The 23,120-nt window shown below is 71.2% G+C and carries 23 protein-coding genes and 1 pseudogene; 13 read left to right on the top strand and 11 right to left on the bottom strand.

From position 1 onward, the window contains the following. Positions 1 to 115 precede the first annotated feature (115 nt). A complete protein-coding gene (locus tag ACWCSV_RS23170) occupies positions 116 to 1,195 on the bottom strand; it encodes a potassium channel family protein (protein WP_451145178.1) in 1,080 nt (359 codons plus the stop codon). 297 nt (positions 1,196 to 1,492) lie between these two features. Between ACWCSV_RS23170 and ACWCSV_RS23165 the strand changes: the two are divergent. Next, a pseudogene (locus ACWCSV_RS23165) lies at positions 1,493 to 2,218 on the top strand (potassium channel family protein); the annotation flags it as partial. Positions 2,219 to 2,264: 46 nt separating this feature from the next. Further along, positions 2,265 to 3,260, top strand: a complete 996-nt coding sequence (locus tag ACWCSV_RS23160) for an NAD(P)H-quinone oxidoreductase (protein ID WP_451145112.1) — start codon at positions 2,265 to 2,267, stop codon at positions 3,258 to 3,260. 216 nt (positions 3,261 to 3,476) lie between these two features. Here the strand turns inward: ACWCSV_RS23160 and ACWCSV_RS23155 are convergent, their stop codons facing one another. The 3 genes from ACWCSV_RS23155 to ACWCSV_RS23145 form a co-directional block, all read right to left on the bottom strand. Next, on the bottom strand, positions 3,477 to 4,022 hold the full coding sequence (locus tag ACWCSV_RS23155; RefSeq protein ID WP_451145110.1) for a bacterial proteasome activator family protein: 546 nt from the start codon (positions 4,020 to 4,022) through the stop codon (positions 3,477 to 3,479). Between the two features lie 234 nt (positions 4,023 to 4,256). Further along, a complete protein-coding gene (locus ACWCSV_RS23150) occupies positions 4,257 to 4,925 on the bottom strand; it encodes a hypothetical protein (protein WP_451145108.1) in 669 nt (222 codons plus the stop codon). Positions 4,926 to 5,189: 264 nt separating this feature from the next. Next, entirely contained in the window at positions 5,190 to 6,842 is a 1,653-nt protein-coding gene (locus ACWCSV_RS23145; RefSeq protein WP_451145106.1) for a protein kinase domain-containing protein, read from the bottom strand. Positions 6,843 to 7,270: 428 nt separating this feature from the next. Here ACWCSV_RS23145 and ACWCSV_RS23140 point away from each other — a divergent pair, with 428 nt between their 5' ends. Next, the gene (locus ACWCSV_RS23140) at positions 7,271 to 8,884 is read left to right on the top strand and encodes a protein kinase domain-containing protein (protein WP_451145104.1); all 1,614 of its coding nucleotides are present in this window, start codon (positions 7,271 to 7,273) and stop codon (positions 8,882 to 8,884) included. 45 nt (positions 8,885 to 8,929) lie between these two features. On the opposite strand, the gene ACWCSV_RS23135 is transcribed toward ACWCSV_RS23140, so the two are convergent. From ACWCSV_RS23135 to ACWCSV_RS23125, 3 genes are all read right to left on the bottom strand, one after another. Continuing rightward, positions 8,930 to 9,946 (bottom strand): phosphotransferase, encoded by a 1,017-nt coding sequence (locus ACWCSV_RS23135; RefSeq protein WP_451145176.1) that lies wholly within the window; start codon positions 9,944 to 9,946, stop codon positions 8,930 to 8,932. Positions 9,947 to 10,012: 66 nt separating this feature from the next. Further along, on the bottom strand, positions 10,013 to 10,438 hold the full coding sequence (locus ACWCSV_RS23130) for a pyridoxamine 5'-phosphate oxidase family protein (protein WP_451145102.1): 426 nt from the start codon (positions 10,436 to 10,438) through the stop codon (positions 10,013 to 10,015). 85 nt (positions 10,439 to 10,523) lie between these two features. Then, entirely contained in the window at positions 10,524 to 11,186 is a 663-nt protein-coding gene (locus tag ACWCSV_RS23125; RefSeq protein WP_451145100.1) for a response regulator, read from the bottom strand. 348 nt (positions 11,187 to 11,534) lie between these two features. Here ACWCSV_RS23125 and pdhA point away from each other — a divergent pair, with 348 nt between their 5' ends. The 3 genes from pdhA to ACWCSV_RS23110 are packed head-to-tail and all read left to right on the top strand — an operon-like array spanning position 11,535 to position 15,168. Next, positions 11,535 to 12,686 (top strand): pyruvate dehydrogenase (acetyl-transferring) E1 component subunit alpha, encoded by a 1,152-nt coding sequence (gene pdhA / locus ACWCSV_RS23120; RefSeq protein WP_451145098.1) that lies wholly within the window; start codon positions 11,535 to 11,537, stop codon positions 12,684 to 12,686. A 2-nt stretch (positions 12,687 to 12,688) separates the two neighbouring features. After that, positions 12,689 to 13,669, top strand: a complete 981-nt coding sequence (locus tag ACWCSV_RS23115; RefSeq protein WP_451145096.1) for an alpha-ketoacid dehydrogenase subunit beta — start codon at positions 12,689 to 12,691, stop codon at positions 13,667 to 13,669. 17 nt (positions 13,670 to 13,686) lie between these two features. After that, positions 13,687 to 15,168: a dihydrolipoamide acetyltransferase family protein gene (locus tag ACWCSV_RS23110; protein WP_451145174.1), complete on the top strand. Its 1,482-nt coding sequence runs from the start codon at positions 13,687 to 13,689 to the stop codon at positions 15,166 to 15,168. A 101-nt stretch (positions 15,169 to 15,269) separates the two neighbouring features. Here the strand turns inward: ACWCSV_RS23110 and ACWCSV_RS23105 are convergent, their stop codons facing one another. Continuing rightward, a complete protein-coding gene (locus ACWCSV_RS23105; protein ID WP_451145094.1) occupies positions 15,270 to 15,719 on the bottom strand; it encodes an ATP-binding protein in 450 nt (149 codons plus the stop codon). A 182-nt stretch (positions 15,720 to 15,901) separates the two neighbouring features. Between ACWCSV_RS23105 and ACWCSV_RS23100 the strand changes: the two genes are divergently transcribed. Then, on the top strand, positions 15,902 to 16,837 hold the full coding sequence (locus ACWCSV_RS23100; protein WP_451145092.1) for a DUF5753 domain-containing protein: 936 nt from the start codon (positions 15,902 to 15,904) through the stop codon (positions 16,835 to 16,837). Beyond that, on the top strand, positions 16,834 to 17,025 hold the full coding sequence (locus ACWCSV_RS23095; RefSeq protein WP_451145090.1) for a DUF397 domain-containing protein: 192 nt from the start codon (positions 16,834 to 16,836) through the stop codon (positions 17,023 to 17,025). Before ACWCSV_RS23100 ends, ACWCSV_RS23095 begins: the two co-directional genes overlap by 4 nt. A 79-nt stretch (positions 17,026 to 17,104) precedes the next feature. On the opposite strand, the gene ACWCSV_RS23090 is transcribed toward ACWCSV_RS23095, so the two are convergent. Then, positions 17,105 to 17,794, bottom strand: coding sequence for a GNAT family N-acetyltransferase (locus ACWCSV_RS23090; protein ID WP_451145088.1), 690 nt, complete (start codon positions 17,792 to 17,794; stop codon positions 17,105 to 17,107). A 219-nt stretch (positions 17,795 to 18,013) separates the two neighbouring features. On the opposite strand from ACWCSV_RS23090, the gene ACWCSV_RS23085 reads away from it, so the two are divergent. Continuing rightward, entirely contained in the window at positions 18,014 to 18,391 is a 378-nt protein-coding gene (locus ACWCSV_RS23085) for a hypothetical protein (RefSeq protein WP_451145086.1), read from the top strand. 134 nt (positions 18,392 to 18,525) lie between these two features. Here the strand turns inward: ACWCSV_RS23085 and ACWCSV_RS23080 are convergent, their stop codons facing one another. Next, the gene (locus ACWCSV_RS23080; RefSeq protein ID WP_451145084.1) at positions 18,526 to 18,933 is read right to left on the bottom strand and encodes an HIT family protein; all 408 of its coding nucleotides are present in this window, start codon (positions 18,931 to 18,933) and stop codon (positions 18,526 to 18,528) included. A 79-nt stretch (positions 18,934 to 19,012) separates the two neighbouring features. Continuing rightward, on the bottom strand, positions 19,013 to 19,795 hold the full coding sequence (locus tag ACWCSV_RS23075) for a dienelactone hydrolase family protein (protein ID WP_451145082.1): 783 nt from the start codon (positions 19,793 to 19,795) through the stop codon (positions 19,013 to 19,015). A 319-nt stretch (positions 19,796 to 20,114) separates the two neighbouring features. On the opposite strand from ACWCSV_RS23075, the gene ACWCSV_RS23070 reads away from it, so the two are divergent. From ACWCSV_RS23070 to ACWCSV_RS23055, 4 genes are all read left to right on the top strand, one after another. Beyond that, the gene (locus ACWCSV_RS23070; protein ID WP_451145080.1) at positions 20,115 to 21,227 is read left to right on the top strand and encodes a YihY/virulence factor BrkB family protein; all 1,113 of its coding nucleotides are present in this window, start codon (positions 20,115 to 20,117) and stop codon (positions 21,225 to 21,227) included. Positions 21,228 to 21,295: 68 nt separating this feature from the next. Beyond that, a complete protein-coding gene (locus ACWCSV_RS23065; protein ID WP_451145078.1) occupies positions 21,296 to 21,883 on the top strand; it encodes a phosphatase PAP2 family protein in 588 nt (195 codons plus the stop codon). A 151-nt stretch (positions 21,884 to 22,034) separates the two neighbouring features. After that, entirely contained in the window at positions 22,035 to 22,505 is a 471-nt protein-coding gene (locus tag ACWCSV_RS23060; RefSeq protein ID WP_451145076.1) for a phage holin family protein, read from the top strand. Then, entirely contained in the window at positions 22,502 to 23,065 is a 564-nt protein-coding gene (locus ACWCSV_RS23055) for a DUF3618 domain-containing protein (protein WP_451145074.1), read from the top strand. Before ACWCSV_RS23060 ends, ACWCSV_RS23055 begins: the two co-directional genes overlap by 4 nt. Positions 23,066 to 23,120 lie beyond the last annotated feature (55 nt).

Below are 23,120 nucleotides of genomic sequence, written 5' to 3'. Positions count from 1 at the left end.
CCGGGGCACGTCCGCCCCCGCCCCGCGACCGTTTCACGTGAAACGGTCGCGGGGCGGAGCCGTTCGGGTGTTTCACGTGAAACATGCCGGCCACTTCATGGGGCCGGAGAGAGGGTCAGTGGGCCGGTCCCGAACGGCTGATGGTGATGAGACGGTCCTCGCGCTGCAGGCTGGTGAGAGTGGGGTCCGTGTAGTCGAGCAGTCTCCTGTTGCGGAGCACCGCGACGATCAGATCGGCGCAGTCGCGCGGCGGGCGGCCGATCTCCTCCTCGGTCACCGCGCGTTCTCCGAGGTCCAGCCCACTGCCGTGGGTCATCAGGTCCTCCAGGGTCCTGGCCACCGGAGGGCTGGCCATGGAGACCCCGAGCAGGCGGCCGGCCGAACTGGAGCTGGTGACCACGGTGTCCGCGCCGCTCTGCTTGAGCAGCGGGACGTTCTCGTCCTCGCGGACCGCGACGACGATGGTGGCGTGCTTGTTGAGCTGGCGGGCGGTCAGGGTGATCAGGGTGGCCGTCTCATCGCGCTGAGGGGCGATGATGACCCGGCTGGCGGTCGGTACCTCGGCCTTGAGCAGCGTCTCGGAGCGCGTGGCGTCGCCGACCACGGCCACCAGGCCGTCGTCGCCGGCCGCGTGTGCGGCCTTCTGCTGCGGGTCCACCACGACGATCTTGTCCTTGGTGATGCCCGTGGAGATCAGCGATTCGATGGCGTGACGGCCCTTGGTGCCGTAGCCGACCACCACGACGTGGTCGCGGGTACGGGAACGCCACCGGTGGATGCGTACCTGCTGACGGGTCCGCTCGGTGAGGACTTCGAGGGTGGTGCCGACCAGGATGATCAGGAAAAGCACCCGAAGGGGTGTGATGACCAGGACGTTGATGAGGCGGGCACCGTCGCTGACCGGGGTGATGTCGCCGTAGCCGGTGGTGGAGAGGGTGACGGTCGCGTAGTAGACCGCGTCGAGCAGGTCGACGCTGCTGTCGGAGGTGTCGTTGTAGCCGGATCGGTCGGACCAGACGATCACCACGGTCACCGCCAGCACCAGCAGCGCCATCGTCAGTCGCCGGAGCACCTGTTGGAGCGGCGGCAGTGCGCCCTGCGTGGGCATGGTGATGGCGCGGCTGGCCTCGGCGTCCTCCCGCGCGTCCGAGCGCGAGCGGTGCCAGAGGGTCCGCAGGATGGAGAACCTGCCCATCCTGGCTGCTGGTTGGTTCTCGTCCTTCAAGGCATGTCCTCTGGCGGCGGCGGGCAGGTGGTCACGTCGTGGCCCATGGTCGTGGATCGACGACGGGGACGGTGGCCGAAGTGCGTCGCACGGGCCGTGTCTCCACCAGCCGTGCACCGTCACCGGCGGAGAGAAGCGTAAAGGGTTCCGCGCGGCGGTTGGGTACCTCGTCCTTCCGTACCCTGAGAGCTGCGCCGTACCGCGCAGCCCACCGGTCAGGGCAGCCCGCCGCACACCCCCGGACGCCGGACGCCCGGAGGCCCGAGCACCCGAGTCCCTGAATCGCTGAATCGCTGGAGAAGCAACGTGCGTGATCACAGTGTGGTCGTCGGTTTCGGTACGAAGGGCCGTTCGGCCGTGCAGACGCTCTGCGCGACCGGCCTGCGGAAGGACCGGATCGTCATCGTCGATCCGTCCGGCAAGGTGGTCGACGCGGTCAACGCCCAGGGGTTCACCGGGGTACAGGGTGACGCCACGCGCAGCGAGGTGCTTCTGCGGGCCGAGGTCCAGAAGGCGCGTCAGATCATCATCGCCACCCAGCGCGACGACACCGCCGTCCTGGTGGCGCTGACGGCACGGCAGTTGAACCAGAGCGCGAAGATCGTCGCCGCGGTGCGCGAGGAGGAGAACGCCCCGTTGCTCCGGCAGTCCGGTGCGGACGCCGTCATCACGAGCGCCAGCGCGGCCGGCCGTCTGCTGGGTCTCTCGGCGCTCAGTCCCAGCGCGGGCACGGTGCTGGAGGACCTCATCCAGCACGGCAGCGGCCTGGATCTGATCGAGCGGCCGGTCATAAAGAGCGAGGTGGGACGGAGCGTCCGGGACACCGACGACCTGGTGGTGAACGTGGTGCGGGGCCACCGGATGCTCAGTTACGACGATCCGGCCGCGAGTCCCTTGCAGATGACGGACCGGGTGGTGGTGGTCGTGCGCGCCTCGCCGCTGCCCTCTCCGCTGATCCCGAACCGGCCGCCCCAGGGCCCGCAGCGGATGTAACGGCTGTAACGGCCGTAACGGGCAGGTACGGAGTAGCCTCGCCGCCATGTATGCGATCACGATCCCGGAACCCGGTGGCCCCGAAGCGCTCGTCTGGACCGAGGTGCCAGATCCCGTACCCGGCGAGGGCGAAGTCCTCGTGGAGGTGCTCTCCAGCGCGGTGAACCGCGCCGACGTCATGCAGCGCCAGGGCTTCTACGACCCGCCGCCCGGCGCTCCCGTGTATCCGGGGCTCGAATGCGCGGGGCGGGTCGCCGCGCTGGGCCCCGGGGTGAGCGGCTGGGCGGTGGGTGACGAGGTCTGCGCGCTTCTCGCCGGTGGCGGGTACGCGGAGAAGGTCGCGGTGCCGTCCGGGCAGCTGCTGCCGGTGCCGGCGGGGCTCGACGTGGTGTCGGCGGCGGCGCTTCCCGAGGTGACGTCGACGGTCTGGTCCAACGTCTTCATGGTGGCCCACCTGCGCCCTGGCGAGACGCTGCTCGTGCACGGCGGTTCCAGCGGCATCGGCACCATGGCGATTCAGCTGGCCAAGGCGGTCGGCGCCCGGGTCGCGGTGACCGCGGGCAGCGCGGAGAAGTTGGCGAGCTGCGCGGAACTGGGCGCGGACATCCTGATCAACTACCGCGAGCAGGACTTCGTGGAGGAGATCCGCAAGGCGACGGACGGCGCGGGCGCAGACGTCATCCTGGACATCGTCGGCGCGAAGTACCTGGCGAAGAACGTCGAGGCGCTCGCCACCAACGGGCGGCTCGCCATCATCGGCCTCCAGGGCGGTGCGAAGGCCGAACTGAACCTGGGCGCCCTGCTGACCAAGCGGGCCGCCGTCACCGCGACGTCGCTGCGGGGCCGCCCGCTCGCCGAGAAGGCGGCGATCGTGGCGGCGGTGCGTGAGCACGTCTGGCCGCTGATCGAGGCCGGAGTGGTCCGCCCGATCGTGGACCGTACGGTGCCGATGGCCGAGGCCGCCGAGGCGCACCGGGTGATGGAGTCGAGCGAGCACATCGGCAAGGTCCTGCTCCTGGCACCCGCCGCGAACCAGGCCTGACCGCACGAGCCAGCTCTGATCGCACGAACGAGGCCCGACCTCACGATCACGAGCCGGGTCCGACCGCACGAGCCAGGCGCGACCGCACGAGCCGGGCCCGACCGCGGGACCGGGAAGCCCGGAGTTCATGACGAGAGCCCGGTCCCGCACCGGATGGTGTGGGACCGGGCTCTTCCGGGCTCCGCGCGTGACCGCGCTGTTCGGTGAGGGCTGTCCCTACAGGTACGGGCCGGAGCGGATCGCGCCGTGCGGGTCTCCGGCGGGCCCCTCGTCGTCGCCGGAGCCGGGGGGCAGAGCGCGCCGCATCTGCTCCAGCTGGGCACGGGCCGCCATCTGCTGGGCGAACAGGGCGGTCTGGATGCCGTGGAACAGGCCCTCCAGCCAGCCCACCAGCTGGGCCTGTGCGATCCGCAGCTCGGCCTCCGAGGGGACCGACTCCTCCGTGAAGGGCAGCGAGAGGCGTTCCAGCTCCTCCACCAGCTCCGGCGCGAGACCGTCCTCCAGCTCCTTCACGGAACTGGCGTGGATCTCCTTGAGCCGGACGCGGCTCGCCTCGTCGAGAGGTGCCGCTCTGACCTCCTCGAGGAGCTGCTTGATCATGCTGCCGATGCGCATGACCTTCGCGGGCTGTTCGACCATCTCCGTCACTGGGACCTCGCGGGACTCGTCGCCACTGGCACCGCCGCCGACAGCCATTCCGTCCTGTCCCACTACGAGGACCTGGGGGTGCTCCTGCGACCGGTCATTCCTCGGCATCTCCATGCCGCCATTGTCTCGCACATGCGCCGTACAGAAGGGTGGTGCCCCTTCTTGGGCTTGATCCACCGTCCCCTACGTACCTGAATGCGTGATCGGTCCCCCGGGATGTGGCCGAGATCTTCGGGCACCGGGCCGGACGCGGATCCCGTTCCGCCCCTTACGTGCCGTCTGTCCCCCGGCTACGTGCCGTCTGTCCCCCGGCCCGTGCGGCGCACATCGGGTCGGCGCGGGCGCCGCTCAGTCCGCGCGGCGCATCCGGGCTCCGAGGAAGGCCAGGCCGATGCCGACCAGGGCGATTCCGCTGCCCAGGGAGAGGCTGCGGAGCCCTTCGGTCGCGCGGGCACCCAGCGCGTGCGGGCGCGTGGCCGGTACGGGCTCCGAGGACGGGAAGGGCGGCGCGGCGGAGGCGGGGGCGGACGGGGTGGCCGGGGTCTCCTCGTCCTCCAGGGCGGCGATGGCCTCGGCGAGCTCCTGGGGCGACAGTGACCGGCCGGGGCGGACCCGGCCCTCGCCTGCGGGCCGCCCGGCGAACGGCTGCTCACGTGGAGAGGGCGTGGCGAACGGCGTGGCGGACGGGTCGAGAGGCGGAGTGAGGGACGGGGTGAGGGGCGGCGGGGCGACGGGCGGAGTGGTGGCCGGGAGCGTGGGAGCGGCCTGTCCTGCCGGAGCGGGGGTGCCGGCGGACGCCCTGGGCGCTGAGGCACCGGGCGGAGACGGGGAGAACGACGACGGCGACGCGGTCGGCGGGGGAGGCGACCGGTGGGGGAGGTGTGTCCCCGGAGCGCCGGAGAAGGTGGAGAAGGCGGGGCCCGCCGCCGGGGAGGCGGTGCCCGAGGGCGCTGCGGCGCTCGTACGGGGAGACGGGGACGCGGCTGCGCAGGCTGCCGGGCCCAGCGCGGCGGTCATGGCGAGCAGGAGGGAGACGACCGACCTCGACGTCCACGGAGACCGCGGGGGAGGAGGACCTGGAGCCATGGGTTCAGCGTCACACGCCCGCACATTCCCGGCATCCCGGATGGAGGGATGTCATCCGCCACGGTGACGGCGGACCCGCCTCCCACCGAACGGCCGATCCGGTCCACGTATGAACGGCCGATCCGGTCGAGGCGTGAACGGCGGGCCAGGCCCGGCCGAGGGAGCTCGGAGCGGGCGTTCCCGAGGGGGCCCGACTCAGGACGGGTCGCCCGTGGAGACGCTCAGCTCGATGTGGGCGTTGACCGGGTCGATGGCCGTACCGGCGGTCGGGAACTGCTTGACGACCTGGTCCTCGGCGTAGGTGTTGCCGGGCTCCTCGATCACCTTGAGGGTCCACCCGGCGGCGTCGGCGCAGGCCTTCGCGGAGAGCAGGTCCTTGTAGACGAAGTCCGGCGCGGCGACCTTCTCGGTGTCGCGGACGTCCGTGTTCGGGTCCGTGCAGTCCTGGGTGTCCATGGTGCGGTTGCGCTCGGGGCCCTTGTGCTCCCCGGCGACCACCGGAGCGCTGCTGCCCGAGGCGTCGGTGGGGCCGGGCGTCGGGTCCTCGCCGTCGCCACCGCTGAGCAGGAGCGTCGCCACCACGCCGAGGACGACGATGCCGGCGACGGCGACCGAGCCCATGACCACCGGGTTCCGCCGGGACCTGCCGTCCCCGCCCCCGATGCCCGTACCCCCGGTGCCCGTGCCGCCGTGTGCCATCTGTCCGGCGGCCGGGGAGGTCTGCGCCACCGCGTACGGCGGCGGGGTCTGCTGGTACGCCGGAGGAGCGGCCTGCGGGTAGCCGTAGCTCGGCGCCGGGGTCGGCGCTCCGTACGGGCCGGGCTGCTGCTGGTGCGCCGGGTACGGGGTCTGGACGCCGTACGGGCCCGGCGCGGCCTGCTGGTCGACCGGCGGGAAGACCGTCGCGCCGACGCCCGACCCGCTGTTGGTGGGACCGCCGGCGACGATCACCGGGGCGGCGGCCTGGCCCGAGGCGTTCAGCACCCGGAAGATCTCGTCGCGCATCGCGGCGGCGCTGGGGAAGCGTTCGTTCGGGTTCTTCCGGAGCGCGCGGGCGACGAGCGCGTCCACCGCGGGGGTGACCGCCCGGTTGATCGTGGACGGGACGGGCGGCTGTTCCTGCACGTGCGCGTACGCGATGGCGAGCGGCGACTCCGCGTCGAAGGGGAGGCGCCCGGTGAGCAGCTGGAAGAGCATGATGCCGACCGAGTAGAGGTCGGAGCGGGCGTCCACACCGCGGCCGAGGGCCTGCTCGGGGGAGAGGTACTGGGGTGTGCCGACGACCATGCCGGTCTGGGTCATCGAGGTGACGCCGGACTGCATGGCGCGGGCGATGCCGAAGTCCATGACCTTGACGACGCCGCGCTTGGTGACCATGACGTTGCCGGGCTTGATGTCGCGGTGGACGAGCCCCATCTCGTGGCTGGTCTCCAGGGCGGCCAGCACGTCGGCGGTCACCTTGAGGGCCTTGTCGGCGGGCATCGCGCCCTGGGCGGCCATGTCCTGGCGCAGCACCGAACCGAGCGGCAGGCCCTCCACGTACTCCATGACGATGTACGGCATCAGGGCGCCGCCGAGTTCGTCCTCGCCGGTGTCGAAGACGGAGACGATGTTGGTGTGCTGGAGCTTCGCGACGGCCTGGGCCTCGCGGCGGAACCGTTCGCGGAACGACTGCTCGCGTCCGAGCTCGGTGTGCAGCGTCTTGATCGCCACCTGGCGGTCGAGCGCCGCGTCGTAGGCGAGGTAGACGGAGGCCATGCCGCCTTCGCCGAGCAGATCACGGAGCTGGTACCGGCCGCCGGCGACGGCTCCGCCCGCATAGCGGCCCTGCGAACCGTCCTGGCTCATGACGTGCTCCCCCTCGGCGCGCCGGTGGCGCGTCACCCCGATGTCGCGGCAATCGCGGAAATCTGTTCCGGAGCTTCGGCGACCGAGGCTTCGGCGAACCGAATCTTCGGTGAACAGGGGGCGCCGGGCCCCCGGAATCCGCGAAGATCCGTAGTACGTGCCAAGTCTGCCCGAGGGGTGGGACACGTCAAGCCAGGTGCCGGTTCCGTGACCCTGACCACACGAACCGTCTCGGAAGCGTTACAGGAACCACCCAGAATGTGCGCGTGCGCCACGCCCGCCGATCGGATGACCGGTTTCGCACCGGACCGAGGGGCGCGGTGGAGGCTGTAGCGTGGCGTGGCAGTACAGCCGTCCATGCGGCTGACGCAGGAACCAGGCACCGTGAGGACCCGCGGACGCGCGGACAGATACGACGGCGAGGACTGATGGCACCCGATTCCGAAGCAAACGGCGGCGGAGTCTCGGATGGCACCGACTCCTGGGGCGTCGGCGGCGTCGTCGGGGACGGCCGTTACCGGATGACCCACCGCCTCGGCAGGGGCGGAATGGCGGAGGTCTACGCCGCGGAGGACGTCCGTCTGGGACGTACCGTCGCGGTGAAACTGCTCCGCTCCGATCTCGCCGAGGACCCGGTGTCCAAGGCGCGGTTCACCCGCGAGGCACAGTCGGTGGCCGGGCTCAACCACCACGCGATCGTCGCCGTGTACGACTCCGGCGAGGACGTCGTGGGCGGTCAGACCGTCCCCTACATCGTGATGGAGCTGGTCGAGGGCCGCACCATCCGCGACCTGCTGATCAGCGCGGAGGCGCCGCCGCCCGAGCAGGCGCTCATCATCGTCTCCGGTGTGCTGGAGGCGCTGGCCTACTCGCACCAGCACGGCATCGTGCACCGGGACATCAAGCCCGCGAACGTCATCATCACGAACTCCGGCGCGGTCAAGGTCATGGACTTCGGCATCGCCCGCGCGCTGCACGGCGCGCAGTCGACGATGACGCAGACCGGCATGGTCATGGGCACCCCGCAGTACCTCTCCCCGGAGCAGGCGCTCGGCAAGGCCGTCGACCACCGCTCCGACCTGTACGCGACCGGCTGCCTGCTGTACGAACTGCTGGCGCTGCGGCCCCCGTTCACCGGTGAGACGCCGCTCTCCGTGGTGTACCAGCACGTCCAGGACATCCCGGTCCCGCCGTCCGAGGTCTCGGACGGGGTGCCGCCGGAGCTGGACGGTCTGGTGATGCGCTCGCTCGCGAAGGAGCCGGACGACCGGTTCCAGAGCGCGGAGGAGATGCGCGGGCTGGTCCAGTACGGCCTGCAGATGCTCCAGGTGCAGGGCGGCCACACCGGTACGTGGAACACCGGGCCGGTCGCCGGGTACGACGGCGGCCACACTCCGGCGCAGGGTTTCGCCGGTTCCACCCAGGTGATGGGAGCCGGCGGCTACGGGTCGCACGGGGACACCTCGCAGGGGCCGATCCTGCCTCCGATGAACCCGGACGACGGCGGCTACGGCGGTTACAACGGCGGCCAGGGCAACGGCGGCGGCAAGAGCAAGATGTGGCTCTTCGTGGTGCTGGCGCTGGTCGCGATCGGTGTCGGGGTCGCGATCGCCGTCAACGCGGCGGGCGGTGGCGACACCGACAAGGGCCGGGTCGAGCCGACCACGTCGTCCTCGCCGTCCCCGGACGAGACGTCGGCCGAGCCGAGCGACGAGCCGACCAAGGAGTCGCAGGCACCCGAGGACTCCTCGGGCGGGCAGTCGCAGTGGTCCGAGGACCCGACCTGGACGCCGACGCCGACGAACACGCAGCCGTCGTACACCCCGAAGCCGACCCAGACCACGGAGGCGCCCGCCACGTCGAACGGCGGGGGAGCCGGGGAGCCGACGGGCGACACGTCCACGGAGCCGACCACGGACCCGACGGACGACGGCGAGGACGACAGCTCGCTGGGCGGCATCATCGGGGGCGGCGCGACTGCCGACCCCACCGGCTCGACCGACACGGCGGGCACCTCCGCCACCGTCGGCAGCGCCAACTGACCCCGGGACAACCGTCGAGCGCCCCGCCCGTCCGGTGCGGGGCGCTCAGCCCGTGAACGCCTCGTTCACCGCCTCGTACTCCCGGGTCCACCACACCACCAGGGCCGACACCGCAGGGAACTGCGGGTCGGCCCTTCGGTCTCCCAGGGCGTAGCGCCAGCGCAGTATCCAGAAGTCGTTGAGCCGCTCCCACCAGACCCGGTGGACCGCGGCGGCGAGTTCCGCCGAGCCGACTTGGGCTGCCTCGCGGTAGGCGCGGGCGTACGCCTTGACCTTGTCGAGTTCCAGCTTTCCGGCCGGCTGGACGAAGAAGATCGCCGCGGCGCGTACCGCCTCCTCGGCTCGGGGCTGGACGCCGAGCCGGTCCCAGTCCACGATCGCGACGGGGTCGCTGCCCCGGTAGAGCAGGTTCAGCGGGTGGAAGTCGCCGTGCACCCAGCCGTGGGCGGGGCCCACGGGGGTGGGCGGGCGGCGGTGGGCGTGGCGTTCCAGCAGGGCCCGGCGCTCGACGAGGCGGTGTACGGCGAGCTCGTCGAAGGCGTCCAGCGGGGTGTCGCGGGGGCGCACGCCCCGGGCGGCGTCGAGCAGTTCGTCGATGAGGGCGAAGGTGTCGGCCGGGTCCGGGCTGCCGTGTCCGCGGCGCGTGGTGGGCGTACCGCTGCCGGGGCCCATGACCTGTTCGAGACCGGTGTGTACGGCTCCGAGGAGCGCCCCGAGACGCTGGGACTGGGCGGGTGTCAGCTGGGCGCCGATGCGGTGGCGGCCGTCGACCCAGGGGTGCAGGGCGAAGCAGTGGCCGTCGATGACGGTGACGGTCTCGCCGTCGGTGTCGGCCAGCGGCGGTGCGACGGGGACGCCGATCGACTGGAGGCGCATGGTGGCCCGGTGCTGGCGGGCGATGAGGGAGCGTTCGCCGGTGGCGTCGTCGAGGTGCTGCTTGTCGAGGTGGTGCTTGAGGAAGTACGCGCCGCGCGTGGTGGAGACGCGGTATCCGTGGTTGAGAAGTCCCTTGGTGATCGGCTCGCAGGCGAGCGGTTCACCGACCGCGGGATAGCGGCGCATGACCTCGCCGACCGGAGGCTGGGGAGGGTGGGTTACATATGAGCGCGGCACTTACCAGATGGTAGATCACCCCACGTGCCCCGGATGCGGACTTGAATTCCAGCCCAGAGTGTGCACTGAGGCGAACTGCGGACGCAGCCGGAGGTAGACCGGAACGAAGGCCTCGCCGTTGACTTCGGCGGGCAGGGCGCCGAAGCGGGCGCGCTGGGCGCGGGAGGGTTCGAGGAGCTCGGCGGTGCCGGTGAACTGCACGGCCCACAGGTCCCGGTCGCCCGGGGCGGCGGTGTTCAGGTTGTCGGCCCCGTAGGCGACGACGCTGCCGTCGCAGGCCTCGTGGTGGCCGAGTCCGCCGTGCATGCGCAGCACGAGGAGCCCGTCGTGGACGATGTGGCGGGCGGGGGCCAGCAGCGGGAGCGCACGCCTGCTGGTCGCCAGCCGGCCGTAAGGGACCCGGTGCAGCAACTCGATGGCCTGCGATTCCTCTGGAGACATTCCTCCACTGTCCGATGCCGCCCGGCCCGTCCGTAAGGGTCCGGGGCCCCGGGCGCACCGGGACCAAGGTCCCCGGTCCGGTCCCTCAGCGCTCGCCCTCGGCCTGGATCCGGGCGACGTACGCGGCGGCCTGCGAGCGGCGCTCCATGCCGAGCTTCGACAGGAGGCTGGAGACGTAGTTCTTGATCGTCTTCTCCGCGAGGTGCAGGCGCTCGCCGATGACCCGGTTGGTGAGCCCCTCGCCGATCAGGTCGAGAATCTTGCGCTCCTGCTCGGTGAGGTTGGCGAGTCTGTCGTCGCCCTTGCCGTCCTTGCCGTCGCGGAGCCGGGCCAGCACGCGGGCGGTGGCCGCGGGGTCCAGCAGCGACTTGCCGGCCGCCACGTCGCGTACCGCGCTGAGCAGCTCGTTGCCGCGGATCGCCTTCAGTACGTACCCCGAGGCGCCGGCCATGATCGCGTCGAACAGAGCCTCGTCGTCGGCGTACGAGGTCAGCATCAGGCACTTGATGTTCTCGTTCCGGGAGCGGATCTCCCGGCACACCTCCACCCCGCTGCCGTCCGGCAGGCGCACGTCCAGCACGGCCACGTCCGGGCGGGTGGCGGGGATGCGGACCAGGGCGTCGGCGGCGGTACCGGCCTCGCCGACGACCTCGATGTCGTCCTCCACCGCGAGCAGGTCGTGGACGCCCCGACGGACTACCTCGTGGTCGTCGAGTAGAAATACGGTGATTTTTCCGTCTTCGGACACATTCGCAGTCTCACACACTCCGCTCCGCTCCGCCCTTCCCTGCGCGGGTCCCCCGGGATAACGTGCCGTTGTTCCGGCCGCCTGCGAGGCTGTTACCAGTGCTGTGACCAGCGAGAGTTCGGGTTTTTCGCGATTTACTTGGAAATCCAAGCAAAATCGCAGGTCAGAGAGGGTTTCGCGTATATGCGGCCCACTGGGTAACGTGCCTGTGACAGGGCGCTCGCCGGGGCACCTGTCACGCCTGTTCCCGGCCGAGCGGCACCCACCCCGTGCACGGGTCCGGACACAGGCGAGCCGCACTGGTATCCCGGCAGACCCCGGGGTCCGGACCGACGGAGGAGCACGCACGTGACCGTGGAGAGCACTGCCGCGCGTAAGCCGCGACGCAGTAGCAGCAGGCGCACCAGCGCCGCGAAGGCACCGCAGAGTTCCGAGCCTCAGCTCGTACAGCTCCTGACGCCCGAGGGCGAGCGGGTGGAGCACCCGGACTACAGCATCGACATCTCCCCCGAGGAGCTGCGCGGGCTGTACCGGGACATGGTGCTGACCCGTCGTTTCGACTCCGAGGCGACCGCCCTCCAGCGCCAGGGCGAGCTGGGCCTGTGGGCCTCGCTGCTGGGCCAGGAGGCCGCGCAGATCGGCTCCGGCCGGGCGCTGCGCGACGACGACTACGTCTTCCCCACCTACCGCGAGCACGGCGTCGCCTGGTGCCGGGGCGTGGACCCGACGAACCTGCTCGGCCTGTTCCGCGGTGTGAACCACGGCGGCTGGGACCCGGCCACCAACAACTTCCACCTGTACACGCTGGTCATCGGCTCGCAGACCCTGCACGCCACCGGCTATGCCATGGGTGTCGCCAAGGACGGCGGTGACTCCGCCGTGGTCGCGTACTTCGGTGACGGCGCCACCAGCCAGGGCGACGTGGCCGAGGCGTTCACCTACGCCGCGGTCTACAACGCCCCCGTCGTGTTCTTCTGCCAGAACAACCAGTGGGCGATCTCCGAGCCCACCGCGCGCCAGACCCGCGTGCCGCTCTACCAGCGCGCCCAGGGCTACGGCTTCCCCGGCGTCCGGGTCGACGGCAACGACGTGCTCGCCTGCCTCGCGGTCACCAAGGCTTCGCTGGAGCGGGCCCGCAGTGGTGAGGGCCCCACCCTCGTGGAGGCGTTCACCTACCGCATGGGCGCGCACACCACCTCCGACGACCCGACGAAGTACCGGGCCGACGAGGAGCGCGCCGCGTGGGAGGCGAAGGACCCGATCCTGCGGCTGCGCACGTACATGGAGAAGGAGAAGTTCGCGGACGAGGCCTTCTTCACCGCCCTGGAGGCGGAGAGCGAGGCCCTCGGCAAGGGCGTGCGTGAGGCCGTCCGCGCCATGCCGGACCCCGGTTCCATGGCGATGTTCGACCACGTCTACGCCGACGGCTCCTCGCTCGTCGACGAGGAGCGGGCCGAGTTCATCGCCTACCAGGCATCGTTCGTCGAGGAGGGGAACTGACCATGGCCGCGGAAAAGATGTCCATCGCGAAGGCGCTCAACGAGTCGCTGCGCCATGCCCTCGACACCGACCCCAAGGTCCTGATCATGGGTGAGGACGTCGGCAAGCTCGGCGGCGTCTTCCGGATCACCGACGGGCTCCAGAAGGACTTCGGCGAGGGACGGGTGATCGACACCCCGCTCGCCGAGTCCGGCATCGTCGGTACGGCGATCGGCCTGGCCCTGCGCGGCTACCGCCCCGTCGTCGAGATCCAGTTCGACGGCTTCGTGTTCCCCGCGTACGACCAGATCGTCACGCAGCTCGCGAAGATGCGCGCCCGTTCGCTCGGCACGATCAAGCTGCCCGTCGTGATCCGCATCCCCTACGGCGGCGGCATCGGCGCGGTCGAGCACCACAGCGAGTCGCCCGAAGCGCTGTTCGCGCACGTCTCCGGTCTGAAGGTCGTCTCGCCGTCGAACGCGCACGACGCCTACTGGATGATGCAGCAGGCTCTCCAGAGCGACGATCCGATCATCTTCTTCGAGCCGAAGCGGCGTTACTGGGACAAGGGCGAGGTCGACACCGAGGCCATCCCGGTCCCGCTCCACCGCGCCGTCACGGTCCGCGAGGGCAGCGACCTCACGCTCGTCGCGTACGGGCCGATGGTGAAGGTCTGCCTGGAGGCCGCCTCGGCGGCCGCCGAGGAGGGCAAGTCGGTCGAGGTCCTGGACCTGCGGTCGATGTCCCCGATCGACTTCGACGCCATCCAGACCTCGGTCGAGAAGACCGGCCGGCTGGTCGTCGTGCACGAGGCCCCGGTCTTCTACGGCTCCGGCGCGGAGATCGCCGCCCGGATCACCGAGCGCAGTTTCTACCATCTCGAAGCACCGGTCCTGCGCGTCGGCGGCTACCACGTGCCGTACCCGCCGGCCCGGCTGGAGGACGAGTACCTGCCGGGTCTCGACCGGGTGCTCGACGCCGTCGACCGCTCGCTGGCGTACTGAGGAGAGGGGTCGTGACGATGACCGACACATCGGTCCGTTTCCGTGAGTTCAAGATGCCCGACGTGGGCGAGGGACTCACCGAGGCGGAGATCCTCAAGTGGTTCGTCCAGCCCGGCGACACCGTCACGGACGGCCAGGTCGTCTGCGAGGTCGAGACCGCGAAGGCCGCCGTGGAGCTGCCGATCCCGTTCGACGGGGTGGTGCACGAGCTGCGCTTCCCCGAGGGCACCACGGTCGACGTGGGCCAGGTGATCATCGCGGTGGACGTGGCGCCCGGTTCGCCCGCCGACGCGCCCGCCCAGGAGGCGGTGACCGCTCCGGCGGAGCCCGCAGCCGCGCCTGCCCCGGCCGCGGAGGAGGCGCCCAAGGGCCGCCAGTCCGTACTGGTCGGTTACGGCGTCTCCGAGAGCTCCACCAAGCGCCGCCCCCGCAAGGGTGCCCAGCAGCCGGCGGCTGCCGCGGTCCAGGCGGTCCAGGGTGAGCTGAACGGCCAGGGCACCGGTGCCGCGCAGGCGGTGGCGAAGAGCCGTCCGCTCGCCAAGCCCCCGGTCCGCAAGCTCGCGAAGGACCTCGGCATCGACCTGGCGGCGGTCACCCCGACCGGCCCGGACGGTGTCATCACCCGCGACGACGTGCACGCCGCAGCCGCTCCGGCCCCCGCGGCCACCGCCCCGGCCCCCGTGTCGGTCAACGGCACGGCCGCCGTCCAGGCCGCGGTGGCGGAGTCGCTCGACGAGAGCGCGCCGTACGAGACCGCCCCGGCGTCGGCACCGCAGCCGGTCGCCCCGGTACCGGGTGCGCGGGAGACCCGTATCCCGGTCAAGGGGGTACGGAAGGCCATCGCGCAGGCGATGGTCACCAGCGCCTTCACCGCGCCGCACGTCACCGAGTTCGTCACGGTCGACATCACCCGCACGATGAAGCTCGTCGCGGAGCTGAAGGAGGACAAGGACCTCGCCGGGGTCCGGGTCAACCCGCTGCTCCTCATCGCGAAGGCCCTGCTCGTCGCGGTCAAGCGGAACCCGGGCGTCAACGCGGCCTGGGACGAGGCGAATCAGGAGATCGTCCAGAAGCACTACGTGAACCTGGGCATCGCCGCCGCCACCCCGCGCGGACTGATCGTGCCGAACATCAAGGACGCGCAGGACAAGACCCTGCCCGAACTCGCGTCCGCCCTAGGCGAGTTGGTCGTAACCGCCCGTGAGGGCAAGACCTCCCCGGCGGCGATGGCGGGCGGCACGCTCACCATCACCAATGTCGGTGTCTTCGGCGTCGACACCGGCACGCCCATCCTCAACCCGGGCGAGTCCGCGATCCTCGCGGTCGGCTCGATCAAGCTCCAGCCGTGGGTCCACAAGGGCAAGGTGAAGCCCCGTCAGGTCACCACGCTGGCGCTGTCGTTCGATCACCGCCTGATCGACGGCGAGCTGGGGTCCAGGTTCCTGGCGGACGTCGCCGCGATCCTGGAGCAGCCGAAGCGCTTGATCACCTGGGCCTGACGGCCGGTACGTGTACGAGGGGTGGGCCCGCGCGCAGCAGCGTGCGGGCCCGCTTTCCGTTTCCGGGTGCGGGAGGCGGAGCGGCCCGGCGGCGCACGGATCTACGGGAGGAAGAGGGGCCCGGTCCTTCCTGCGAGGGACACCTCGGCGAAAACCGTCTTGCCGACCGTACGGCGCTCGATGCCCCACGTGTCGGCGAGGTTCGCCACGATCAGCAGCCCCCGCCCGAAACAGTCGGTGTCCACGGGCTTGCGGGTATCCGGCAGCCGTTCCGTCCGCGCGTCGCTGACCTCGATCCGCAGGGTGGTCGCGGTGAGCAGGAGGCGAACCCGGAAGAGGCGGCCCTGTACTCCGCCGTGCAGCACCGCGTTGGTGGTCAACTCGCTGACCAACAGCGCCACGTCGTCAGCCAGGTCGTCGTGCCCCCACTCCGCGACGAGCCGCGCGGCCCGGCGCCGACTGAGCCTGACGCTGCCGGCCGTGGGTGTGTAACTGACCACGTCCTCACGGAGAACGGGGTCGGGGGCGGGGATCTCCTGGGCGGGCGTCATGGACACGTACCTCCGTGGAAACGGGCGGTGGCGATGCCGTGCCGGGGCCTGGGGCCGGTACGTCTCCGGCGCAGGGCAGGACGGTGCACTTCCGCCGGTGGCCTCGCTGAGCGAGCGGTGGAGTACTGAAAGTAGCGATGCCTCGAACTTCGACACAAGTGAAACGGAGACAATTGTCTCCAATGGGTGACGTAGTCGACGCCCAGGCGGCAGAACGAGACACTGGGCCCGTGAATCGAGCACCTCAACTTGGCAACCGGACATCAACTGTGCTGGGACGTAGGCTCGGTAGTGAGCTACTCCGCTTGCGAGATGCCGCAGGGAAGACCCAACAGCAGGCGGCGCAGGCGATCAGTGCGACCAACTCGAAGATCGTGAAGATGGAGCGGGGATGGGTTCCGATGCGGGACCCGGACATCCGGGCTCTGTGCGACTTCTATGGCGTGGACGACCAGCACTTTGTCGAACGCCAGTTGGAGGTTGCGGCCCTGGACCGGGAGCGGCGCAAGGTCAGGGGCTGGTGGAACGGCACCGTTCACTCCAGTAAGCACGGTGAGTACATCGCCATGGAGGACGGCGCCCTGCGCACCAGGCAATGGCAGCTAGCGCTCATTCCGGGGTTGTTTCAGACTCCCGAGTACACGAGGGCCATGTGCGTTGCTGAGATGCGTTGGGAGGACCCGGCCAGGCTGGAAGCTGTCGTTGCCACCCGGGCGAGGCGTCAACAGAGACTCTTCGCTGATGACCCCTTGCGCATGCACGCGGTCATCTGGGAGGGGGCGCTTCGTCAGCTCATTGGAGGGCCGCAGGTGATGCGCAGGCAGTTGGAGCGGCTTTGCGAGCTCGCCGAGATGGATCACATCCATATTCAGGTGCTTCCGTTTCGAGCGGGTGGCCACATGGGCGTGACGGGCCCGTTCAACATCCTTTCTTTCAGGGAGGACGAGGCCATGGATGTGGTTCACATGGACGCTCCCCGCTCCGAGATCTGGGTTGAGGACGCGGAGGAGAGCGCCGCATTCGTGGAGGCCTTCACCGCTCTCTGTAGAGCCAGCTTGTCTCCGCACGACACAGGGGAGTTCATCAAGGAACTGAGCAAAGGGATCGGTTACCAGTGACCTATCGGTTTATAAAGTCCAGCTACAGCAGCTCCGAGCAGGAGTGCGTCGAAGTCGCCCGCAACGTCCCCGGCTCCGTGGCCGTGCGCGACTCCAAGCGCCCCCACGGCCCCGTGATCGTTGTCGCGCCCGTCGCCTGGGCCGCCTTCGGTGCCGGGTTGTGCCGCTCGGAGAACCCCGCGTCCTGATCGGCCTGCTGTCCAGGACGGCCGGAGCCGTGTGCGTAGCGCCGTACGGCAGGGGTGGATGGGCCGGCGTGGGGTGGTCCTACCCCTTGGCGGGAGCCACCGGCCCCCGGGCGATCAGGACGTCGGCCTCGCGGCGCCAGCCGAGGGAGGAGTAGAGACGCTGGCCTTCCTCGCTGGCGATGAGGAGACCGGTACGGGCGCCTTGGGCCACGGCGGCCTCCGCCAGCGTGCTCATCACGGCGCTGCCCAGGCCGCGTCGCTGGTGTGCCGCGTACGTCTCGATGCGATCGGCGACCGCGTCGGCGCCGACCACGGCGATGGTGCCGTTCGCCGCCGGCTCCCCGGAGGGAGTGCGGAGGGTGACGACCGTGACCGGGCCCTCCGTGTGGATCTCGCGCTCGTACGGCGCGGCGGGTGCGTGCTGCGGGTGCGCGGTCAGGTCGGTCGTCATGAGCCACTCGGACCGGTGGAGCACCTCCAGTCCGGCGGCGGCGACGACGGCTTCGACGGCGCCCGGGCGCAGTGTGGGCACCGTGAGCCAGGTGTGCTTCTGTGTGACGGCGACCATTGCCGCCAGCCGCGCCACGGACTCGGGATCCTCGTCGGCGCGCAGCGCGAACACCTCGACCTCGCGGCTGCGTTGGCCGCACTCGGACCGCAGGCCGTCGCCGCCCCGGGCGGTCCCGACCGGCTCGGCCTCGGGCAGGGAGCGCGCCACGGACCAGCCGTTCAACCAGCGTCGTATCAGCTCTGATTCGGTGTTCGTCACCGGGCGATTAGAGCACGACCGCAAGCAGCGTACGGGCGGGCTACCGGCCCCCGCTGTCCGTCGCCCTTGGGCGTCGTGGGGAGTTCTGCCAGGCCCGCACTTCGCGAACCTGGGCTCCGGACCGTGATCTTCACCGCAACCACCGCCGATAGGGTGGGACTTGATCCTCAGGGTCTGTTTCGGAGGGTGATCGAAGAGCCGTGATCGGAGAGTCCGGGGATGATGCCGCCGCTCACCCGGGGGAAGGCCGAGTTCGTCGAGGTCGTCCGTATCACCGATCCCGCCAGGCACCTCACTTCGAAGGACCTGGCGGGCGACACCGCCGCCTTCTGGGAGGGCGACCAGGCCCAGCGGGTCCTGTCCCTGATCGCCGGCCTGCCGGGCGGTGAGCTGCACCGCTGCTTCCTCCCGGGCTGGGGGATCCGTGCGTACGACTCCGCCGATCAGCTCTTCGAGATCGCGTTCTGCTTCCGCTGCCACGGTGCCCGCATGCGGGGGCTGGATCTTCCCGCCGGGCAACGGGCCCAGAACTTCGACGGGGAGAGTCCTGCCGCACTGGAGCTGCTCCGCCGGTTTCGCTCCTGCCTGCCGGAGTGAGGTGCGGTTCCCGCAGGCCGCCGGCGGGCGCCCGGCTCGCGCCCCCGCGCATCCACGGCCCGACCGGCATCCCGGTCGGTCCGCTGGCGCTCTTCTGACCCGGAAGGTGCGACGGAAGGCGTGACGGACGCCGGTCACCCGGCGACGGCCGAGGCGAGCCGCGCGATCGGGTCGCCCTGGACCCGGTGCCGCGAACGGCCGGTGGGCCAGGTCGAGAAGCCGTCGTCGTGCCACCGGGGGATCACGTGGAAGTGCAGGTGGGGCACGGACTGCTCCGAACCGGGGCCGCCGGCGTCGAGGACGTTGACCCCGTCCGCCCGCAGCGCCGACCGCATCGTGCCGGCGACCCGCCGCACCAGCGCCATGGTCTCGGTGAGGACCTCCGGCGGGGTGTCGAAGAGGTCGGCGAAGTGCGAGGTCGGGACGACCAGGGTGTGACCAGGGGCTGTCGGCGTGAGCGGGGCGAAGGCGGAGGCCACCGGCCCGCGAGCGACCCACCGGGCCGAGCCGGCCTCGACGAGGGCGCGGAAGACACAGTTCATGGGTCCGACCCTGGCAGACGCGACCGCGGCCGCCCGCCCGGAGAACCGGACGGGCGGCCGCGACCGCGTGCCGCCGGGCTCAGGCCCCGGAGCCGGCCGTCCGGCCGAAGTGGCGGGCGAAGAACTCCACCGCGCCGGCGGTCTCGAACCTGGGCTGGTCGCCCTGCTTGCCCGCGTTGGCGTGCAGGGACTTCTCCGAGGAGGCGAAGGCGTCGAACAGCGCGAGGGCGTCCTCGCGCGGGATGTACTCGTCGTCCCACTGGATGCTGAACTCGACCGGGATGGTGATCCGCTGGGCCGCGGTGAGCACGAGCTCGGACCAGTACAGGCCGAAGACCGCCGCCTTGATCCGGGGTTCGGCGACCACGAGCGGCACGCCGAACGCCGTACCCATCCGGATGCCGAAGAAGCCGACCGGTCCGGTGCCGATCTCCGGGAGTTCCTGGAGCGCGTCCAGGGCCGCCCGCATCTCGGGTACGGCGATCTCCGCGAGGTGCTGGTTGTAGCGCACGACGACCGGCATCACCGGTTCGCCGGCCGCCCGCGCCTCGGCCAGCGCGGCCCGCTCCTGCTCGTCGTGGGCCGTGCGCGGCCGGTCGCCGTGGCTGGGCGCGTCGAGTACGGCGACATGGAAGCCGCAGCCGGTCACGAAGAGGCGGGCGCGGTTCGCCATCGCCGGGTGCTTCTTGTCGTTGCCGCCGGCATGGGCCATGAGGATCAGGGGTGCGTTCCCGGCCGTGCCGGAGGCGGGGGACCAGAGGACGCCGGGGACGCCGGCGACGGTGAAGTCGCGTTCGCGCACGCCGTCCGAGGAGGACTCGGCGGTGAACCGCAGGGAGTGGGGATGCTGCTGAGCGTTCATGGGTGTTGCCCTTCGGGAGTGCCTGGTATGTCAAGGCGCTCCCGGCGACACCTACGTCAATCGCCCGGCCGTGACGGCAGGGGGAGCACCCACATCGCTACTGCGTTCATGGGTCTCACCTCCTTGTACGGCGTCACGGCTCGAACAGAAAGTATCAGCCCGTCCCTCCCTGCCGCACATCCTTTTCCGCCGCCCCCACGCCGGTCCGCCGCCCGGCCACGCCTCCGCCGCCGGTACGGGCTGGGCCGGATGGCCGGTCGCCTCACCGGTGCGGGGGGCAGGGCCGTTTCCGATCCGGTGACGGGGTTACTCGTGATGCATGGCACCGACCCCCGAATCACCCGATGACCAGGAAGAACCCGGCGGGCACCATCTCGCGGGACACCACCTCGCCGGCCGGGACCAGGACGCGGAGGCTTCCTCACGGAAGCGCGGGTCCGGGCCCGAGGACGAGAACGTGGGCCCCGGCCCGGAGGTGGAGGCCAACGCCCCCGACAGCCCGACCGGCATGCCCAAGCGGTCGTGGGGGGCGGTGCTGAAGCGGACGGGCAGGGAGTTCAAGGACGACGAGCTGACCGACCGGGCGGCCGGACTGACCTACTACGGCATCCTGGCGCTCTTCCCGGCCCTGCTGGTGCTGGTCTCGATCCTCGGCCTCGCCGGGGAGTCGACCACCCGGAAGGTCATGGACAACCTGAAGAAGCTCGCGCCCGGACCGGCCCGCGACATGCTGACCGACGCCGTGGAGCAGTTGCAGAACAACGGCGGCGTCGGGTCGGTCATGGCCGTCGTGGGCCTGGTGCTGGCGGTGTGGTCGGCCTCCGGCTACGTCGCGGCGTTCATCCGCTCCTCCAACGCCGTCTACGACCTGCCCGAGGGCCGCCCGGTGTGGAAGGTGCTGCCGCTGCGCTTCGGGCTGACCGTGGTCCTGATGGTGATGGCGGTGATCAGCGCGCTGATCGTCGTCTTCACCGGCCCCCTCGCCCGCCGGGCGGGCGAGACGCTCGGCCTCGGGGACACCGCGCTGACGGTGTGGTCGATCGCGAAGTGGCCCGTACTCGCCGTGCTCGTCATCCTGATGATCGCGATCCTCTACTGGGCCGCGCCCAACGCCCGCGGCCGGGGCTTCCGCTGGATCACCCCCGGCAGCTTCCTGGCGCTCCTGATCTGGCTGGTCGCCTCGGCGGGGTTCGCGCTGTACGTCGCCAACTTCGCTTCGTACAACAAGACGTACGGCACCCTCGCCGGGGTAATCGTGTTTCTGGTGTGGTTGTGGATCACCAACCTGGCGATTCTCCTCGGCCTCGAATTCGACGCGGAGCTGAGCCGGGAGCGGGCCATCGTCGGCGGGCTCCCGGAGACGGAGGAGCCGTACGTCGAACCGCGCGACACCTCCAAGTGGTCCGACGAGGACCGTCGCCGGCTCGGCTGAATCCACGACCCGGGCCACGGCCGACCCGGCCGGGGCCCCTGGACGCGCGGGAGAAGGACGGGGCACCGGTGTACGGGACAGCGGACGACGGCACGGACTGGAGCCACCTGACCGGGATGGCGGCCCTGCGGCGGGGGGACCGCCTGCTGACCCACCGGGTGGCGCGCTGGCGGTCACCGGTGACGCGGGAGGTGCTGCCCGCCGTGGAGTCGGCGGCCGAGCACACCAAGCTGTGGTGGGCCGCCGCCGGGATCATGGCCGCCGTCGGCGGCGGCCGGCAGCGGAAGGCGGCGGTCGCCGGACTGGCCGCCATGGGGCTCGCGGAACTCCTCGCCAACGGCGTGGGCAAGCAGCTCTACGAGCGGCGGAGACCGCCCGCCGAGCTGATCCCGCACGACGGCGTCCACGACCGGCCCGACAGCTCGTCGTTCCCCTCGGGCCACACCGCCGCCGCCGTGGGGTTCACCGCCGCGGTCGCCGCCGTCTCCCCGGTCGTGGGCGCGCTCTGCGCCGTACCGGCAGCGGCGGTGGCGGTCGAGCGGGTGCAGTCCGGGGCGCACTATCCGAGCGATGTGGCCGTGGGTGCCGCCCTCGGTCTGGCGAGCGCCTGGCTGGTCCACCGGGCTCCGAAGCTCTGGTGGCGCCGACTGCTCTGAGCGGGGACGGCGACCGCGACGGCCGGCGCGTGCATACGGCGTTCCGCCCGGGGTACCCGCGATGCGACCCATTCATGACAATCCAGTGATATGCGGCGAATGGTTTCTCCTTCCCGGGTGCCGGCGCCGCGGGGGAAAGTGGTGAACGGACATGAGCACGGTTGAGTACCCTGCCGGGCCGCGCGGTTCCGGAGACGGCACCAGGACCGGCGGACCGGACGGCGCCCGGCGCGCCCCGGCGGACTCCTCGGTGGGAGCGCTGGTGAGCCAGGCGTCCCAGCAGCTGTCGCAGCTGGTGCGGGACGAAATGCGCCTGGCGCAGGCGGAGATGACGCAGAAGGGCAAGCGGCTCGGCCTGGGCGGCGGGCTGTTCGGTGGTGCGGCCGGCGTGGGGTTCCTCGCGCTGGCCGCGCTGGTCGCCGCCGCGATCGCCGGGCTGGCCACCGCGCTGCCGGTGTGGGCTTCGGCCCTGATCGTGGGCGCCGTGCTGGCTGCGGTCACGGCGGCCCTGGCGATGAAGGGCAAGAAGGAGATCGCCCTGGCCACTCCCCCCAAGCCCGAGCGGGCCATCGACGACGTCAAGGCCGACATGGCAGAGATCAAGGAGAAGGCGCACCGATGAACGACATGCCCCAGTCCCGGTCCTCGCACGACGAACCCCTGACCCCCGAGGAGTTGCGGGCGAAGGCGGAGGCGACGCGCGAGCAGCTCGGCCAGACCGTCGAAGCCCTGGCGGCGAAGGCGGACGTGAAGGCACAGGTCCAGCGGAAGGCCGAGGACGCCAAGGTCCAGGCCCAGGCGAGGGCGACGCAGGCGAAGGTCCAGGCACGGCTGACGGCGATGGACGCCAAGGCGCAGGTGCGGGACAAGTCCGCCGACGCCAAGGCCCAGGTGCGGGAGAAGGCGGCGTTGGCCAAGGACCGGGCCGCCCGGATCGCCCGGGACGCGCAGGAGAAGCTTCCGCCCCCGGTGGTGGACAAGGCGGTGCGCGCCAAGGACCGGATCGGCGCGGCTGCCACGTCCCTCGCCGCGAGGGTCGAGGAGAAGACCCCGGACACGTTCGCGGAGCGGGCCGGGCGTGCCCAGCGGGCGGTCGGCCGCCGACGCGGCCCGCTGCTCGTCGGGGCCGCCGCCGCGCTGGTGCTCGTGGTGGTGAGGAAGCGCCGCGCCGGAAAGCGCTGAGGCGGCGTGGCGTCGAGTGCCGCTCGAGGCGACGGCCGGAGGGCGGGGTGGACCG

The sequence above is a fragment of the Streptomyces sp. NPDC001770 genome (genome assembly GCF_053596135.1).
Note: the sequence above shows the minus strand (reverse complement) of the source record. Positions and strands in the feature narration are given on the sequence as shown.

Bases quoted from the DNA above. Each gene is read 5' to 3' on its own strand.
- ACWCSV_RS23060 (WP_451145076.1), top strand. From the start codon at position 22,035: ATGAGCACGGTTGAGTACCCTGCCGGGCCGCGCGGTTCCGGAGACGGC.
- ACWCSV_RS23055 (WP_451145074.1), top strand. From the start codon at position 22,502: ATGAACGACATGCCCCAGTCCCGGTCCTCGCACGACGAACCCCTGACC.
- ACWCSV_RS23070 (WP_451145080.1), top strand. From the start codon at position 20,115: ATGGCACCGACCCCCGAATCACCCGATGACCAGGAAGAACCCGGCGGG.
- ACWCSV_RS23110 (WP_451145174.1), top strand. From the start codon at position 13,687: ATGACCGACACATCGGTCCGTTTCCGTGAGTTCAAGATGCCCGACGTG.
- ACWCSV_RS23130 (WP_451145102.1), bottom strand. From the start codon at position 10,438: ATGTCTCCAGAGGAATCGCAGGCCATCGAGTTGCTGCACCGGGTCCCT.
- ACWCSV_RS23115 (WP_451145096.1), top strand. From the start codon at position 12,689: ATGGCCGCGGAAAAGATGTCCATCGCGAAGGCGCTCAACGAGTCGCTG.
- ACWCSV_RS23155 (WP_451145110.1), bottom strand. From the start codon at position 4,022: ATGGAGATGCCGAGGAATGACCGGTCGCAGGAGCACCCCCAGGTCCTC.
- ACWCSV_RS23170 (WP_451145178.1), bottom strand. From the start codon at position 1,195: ATGGGCAGGTTCTCCATCCTGCGGACCCTCTGGCACCGCTCGCGCTCG.
- ACWCSV_RS23150 (WP_451145108.1), bottom strand. From the start codon at position 4,925: ATGACCGCCGCGCTGGGCCCGGCAGCCTGCGCAGCCGCGTCCCCGTCT.
- ACWCSV_RS23140 (WP_451145104.1), top strand. From the start codon at position 7,271: ATGGCACCCGATTCCGAAGCAAACGGCGGCGGAGTCTCGGATGGCACC.
- ACWCSV_RS23080 (WP_451145084.1), bottom strand. From the start codon at position 18,933: ATGAACTGTGTCTTCCGCGCCCTCGTCGAGGCCGGCTCGGCCCGGTGG.
- ACWCSV_RS23085 (WP_451145086.1), top strand. From the start codon at position 18,014: ATGATGCCGCCGCTCACCCGGGGGAAGGCCGAGTTCGTCGAGGTCGTC.
- ACWCSV_RS23105 (WP_451145094.1), bottom strand. From the start codon at position 15,719: ATGACGCCCGCCCAGGAGATCCCCGCCCCCGACCCCGTTCTCCGTGAG.
- ACWCSV_RS23075 (WP_451145082.1), bottom strand. From the start codon at position 19,795: ATGAACGCTCAGCAGCATCCCCACTCCCTGCGGTTCACCGCCGAGTCC.
- ACWCSV_RS23145 (WP_451145106.1), bottom strand. From the start codon at position 6,842: ATGAGCCAGGACGGTTCGCAGGGCCGCTATGCGGGCGGAGCCGTCGCC.
- ACWCSV_RS23160 (WP_451145112.1), top strand. From the start codon at position 2,265: ATGTATGCGATCACGATCCCGGAACCCGGTGGCCCCGAAGCGCTCGTC.
- ACWCSV_RS23100 (WP_451145092.1), top strand. From the start codon at position 15,902: ATGGGTGACGTAGTCGACGCCCAGGCGGCAGAACGAGACACTGGGCCC.
- ACWCSV_RS23135 (WP_451145176.1), bottom strand. From the start codon at position 9,946: ATGCGCCGCTATCCCGCGGTCGGTGAACCGCTCGCCTGCGAGCCGATC.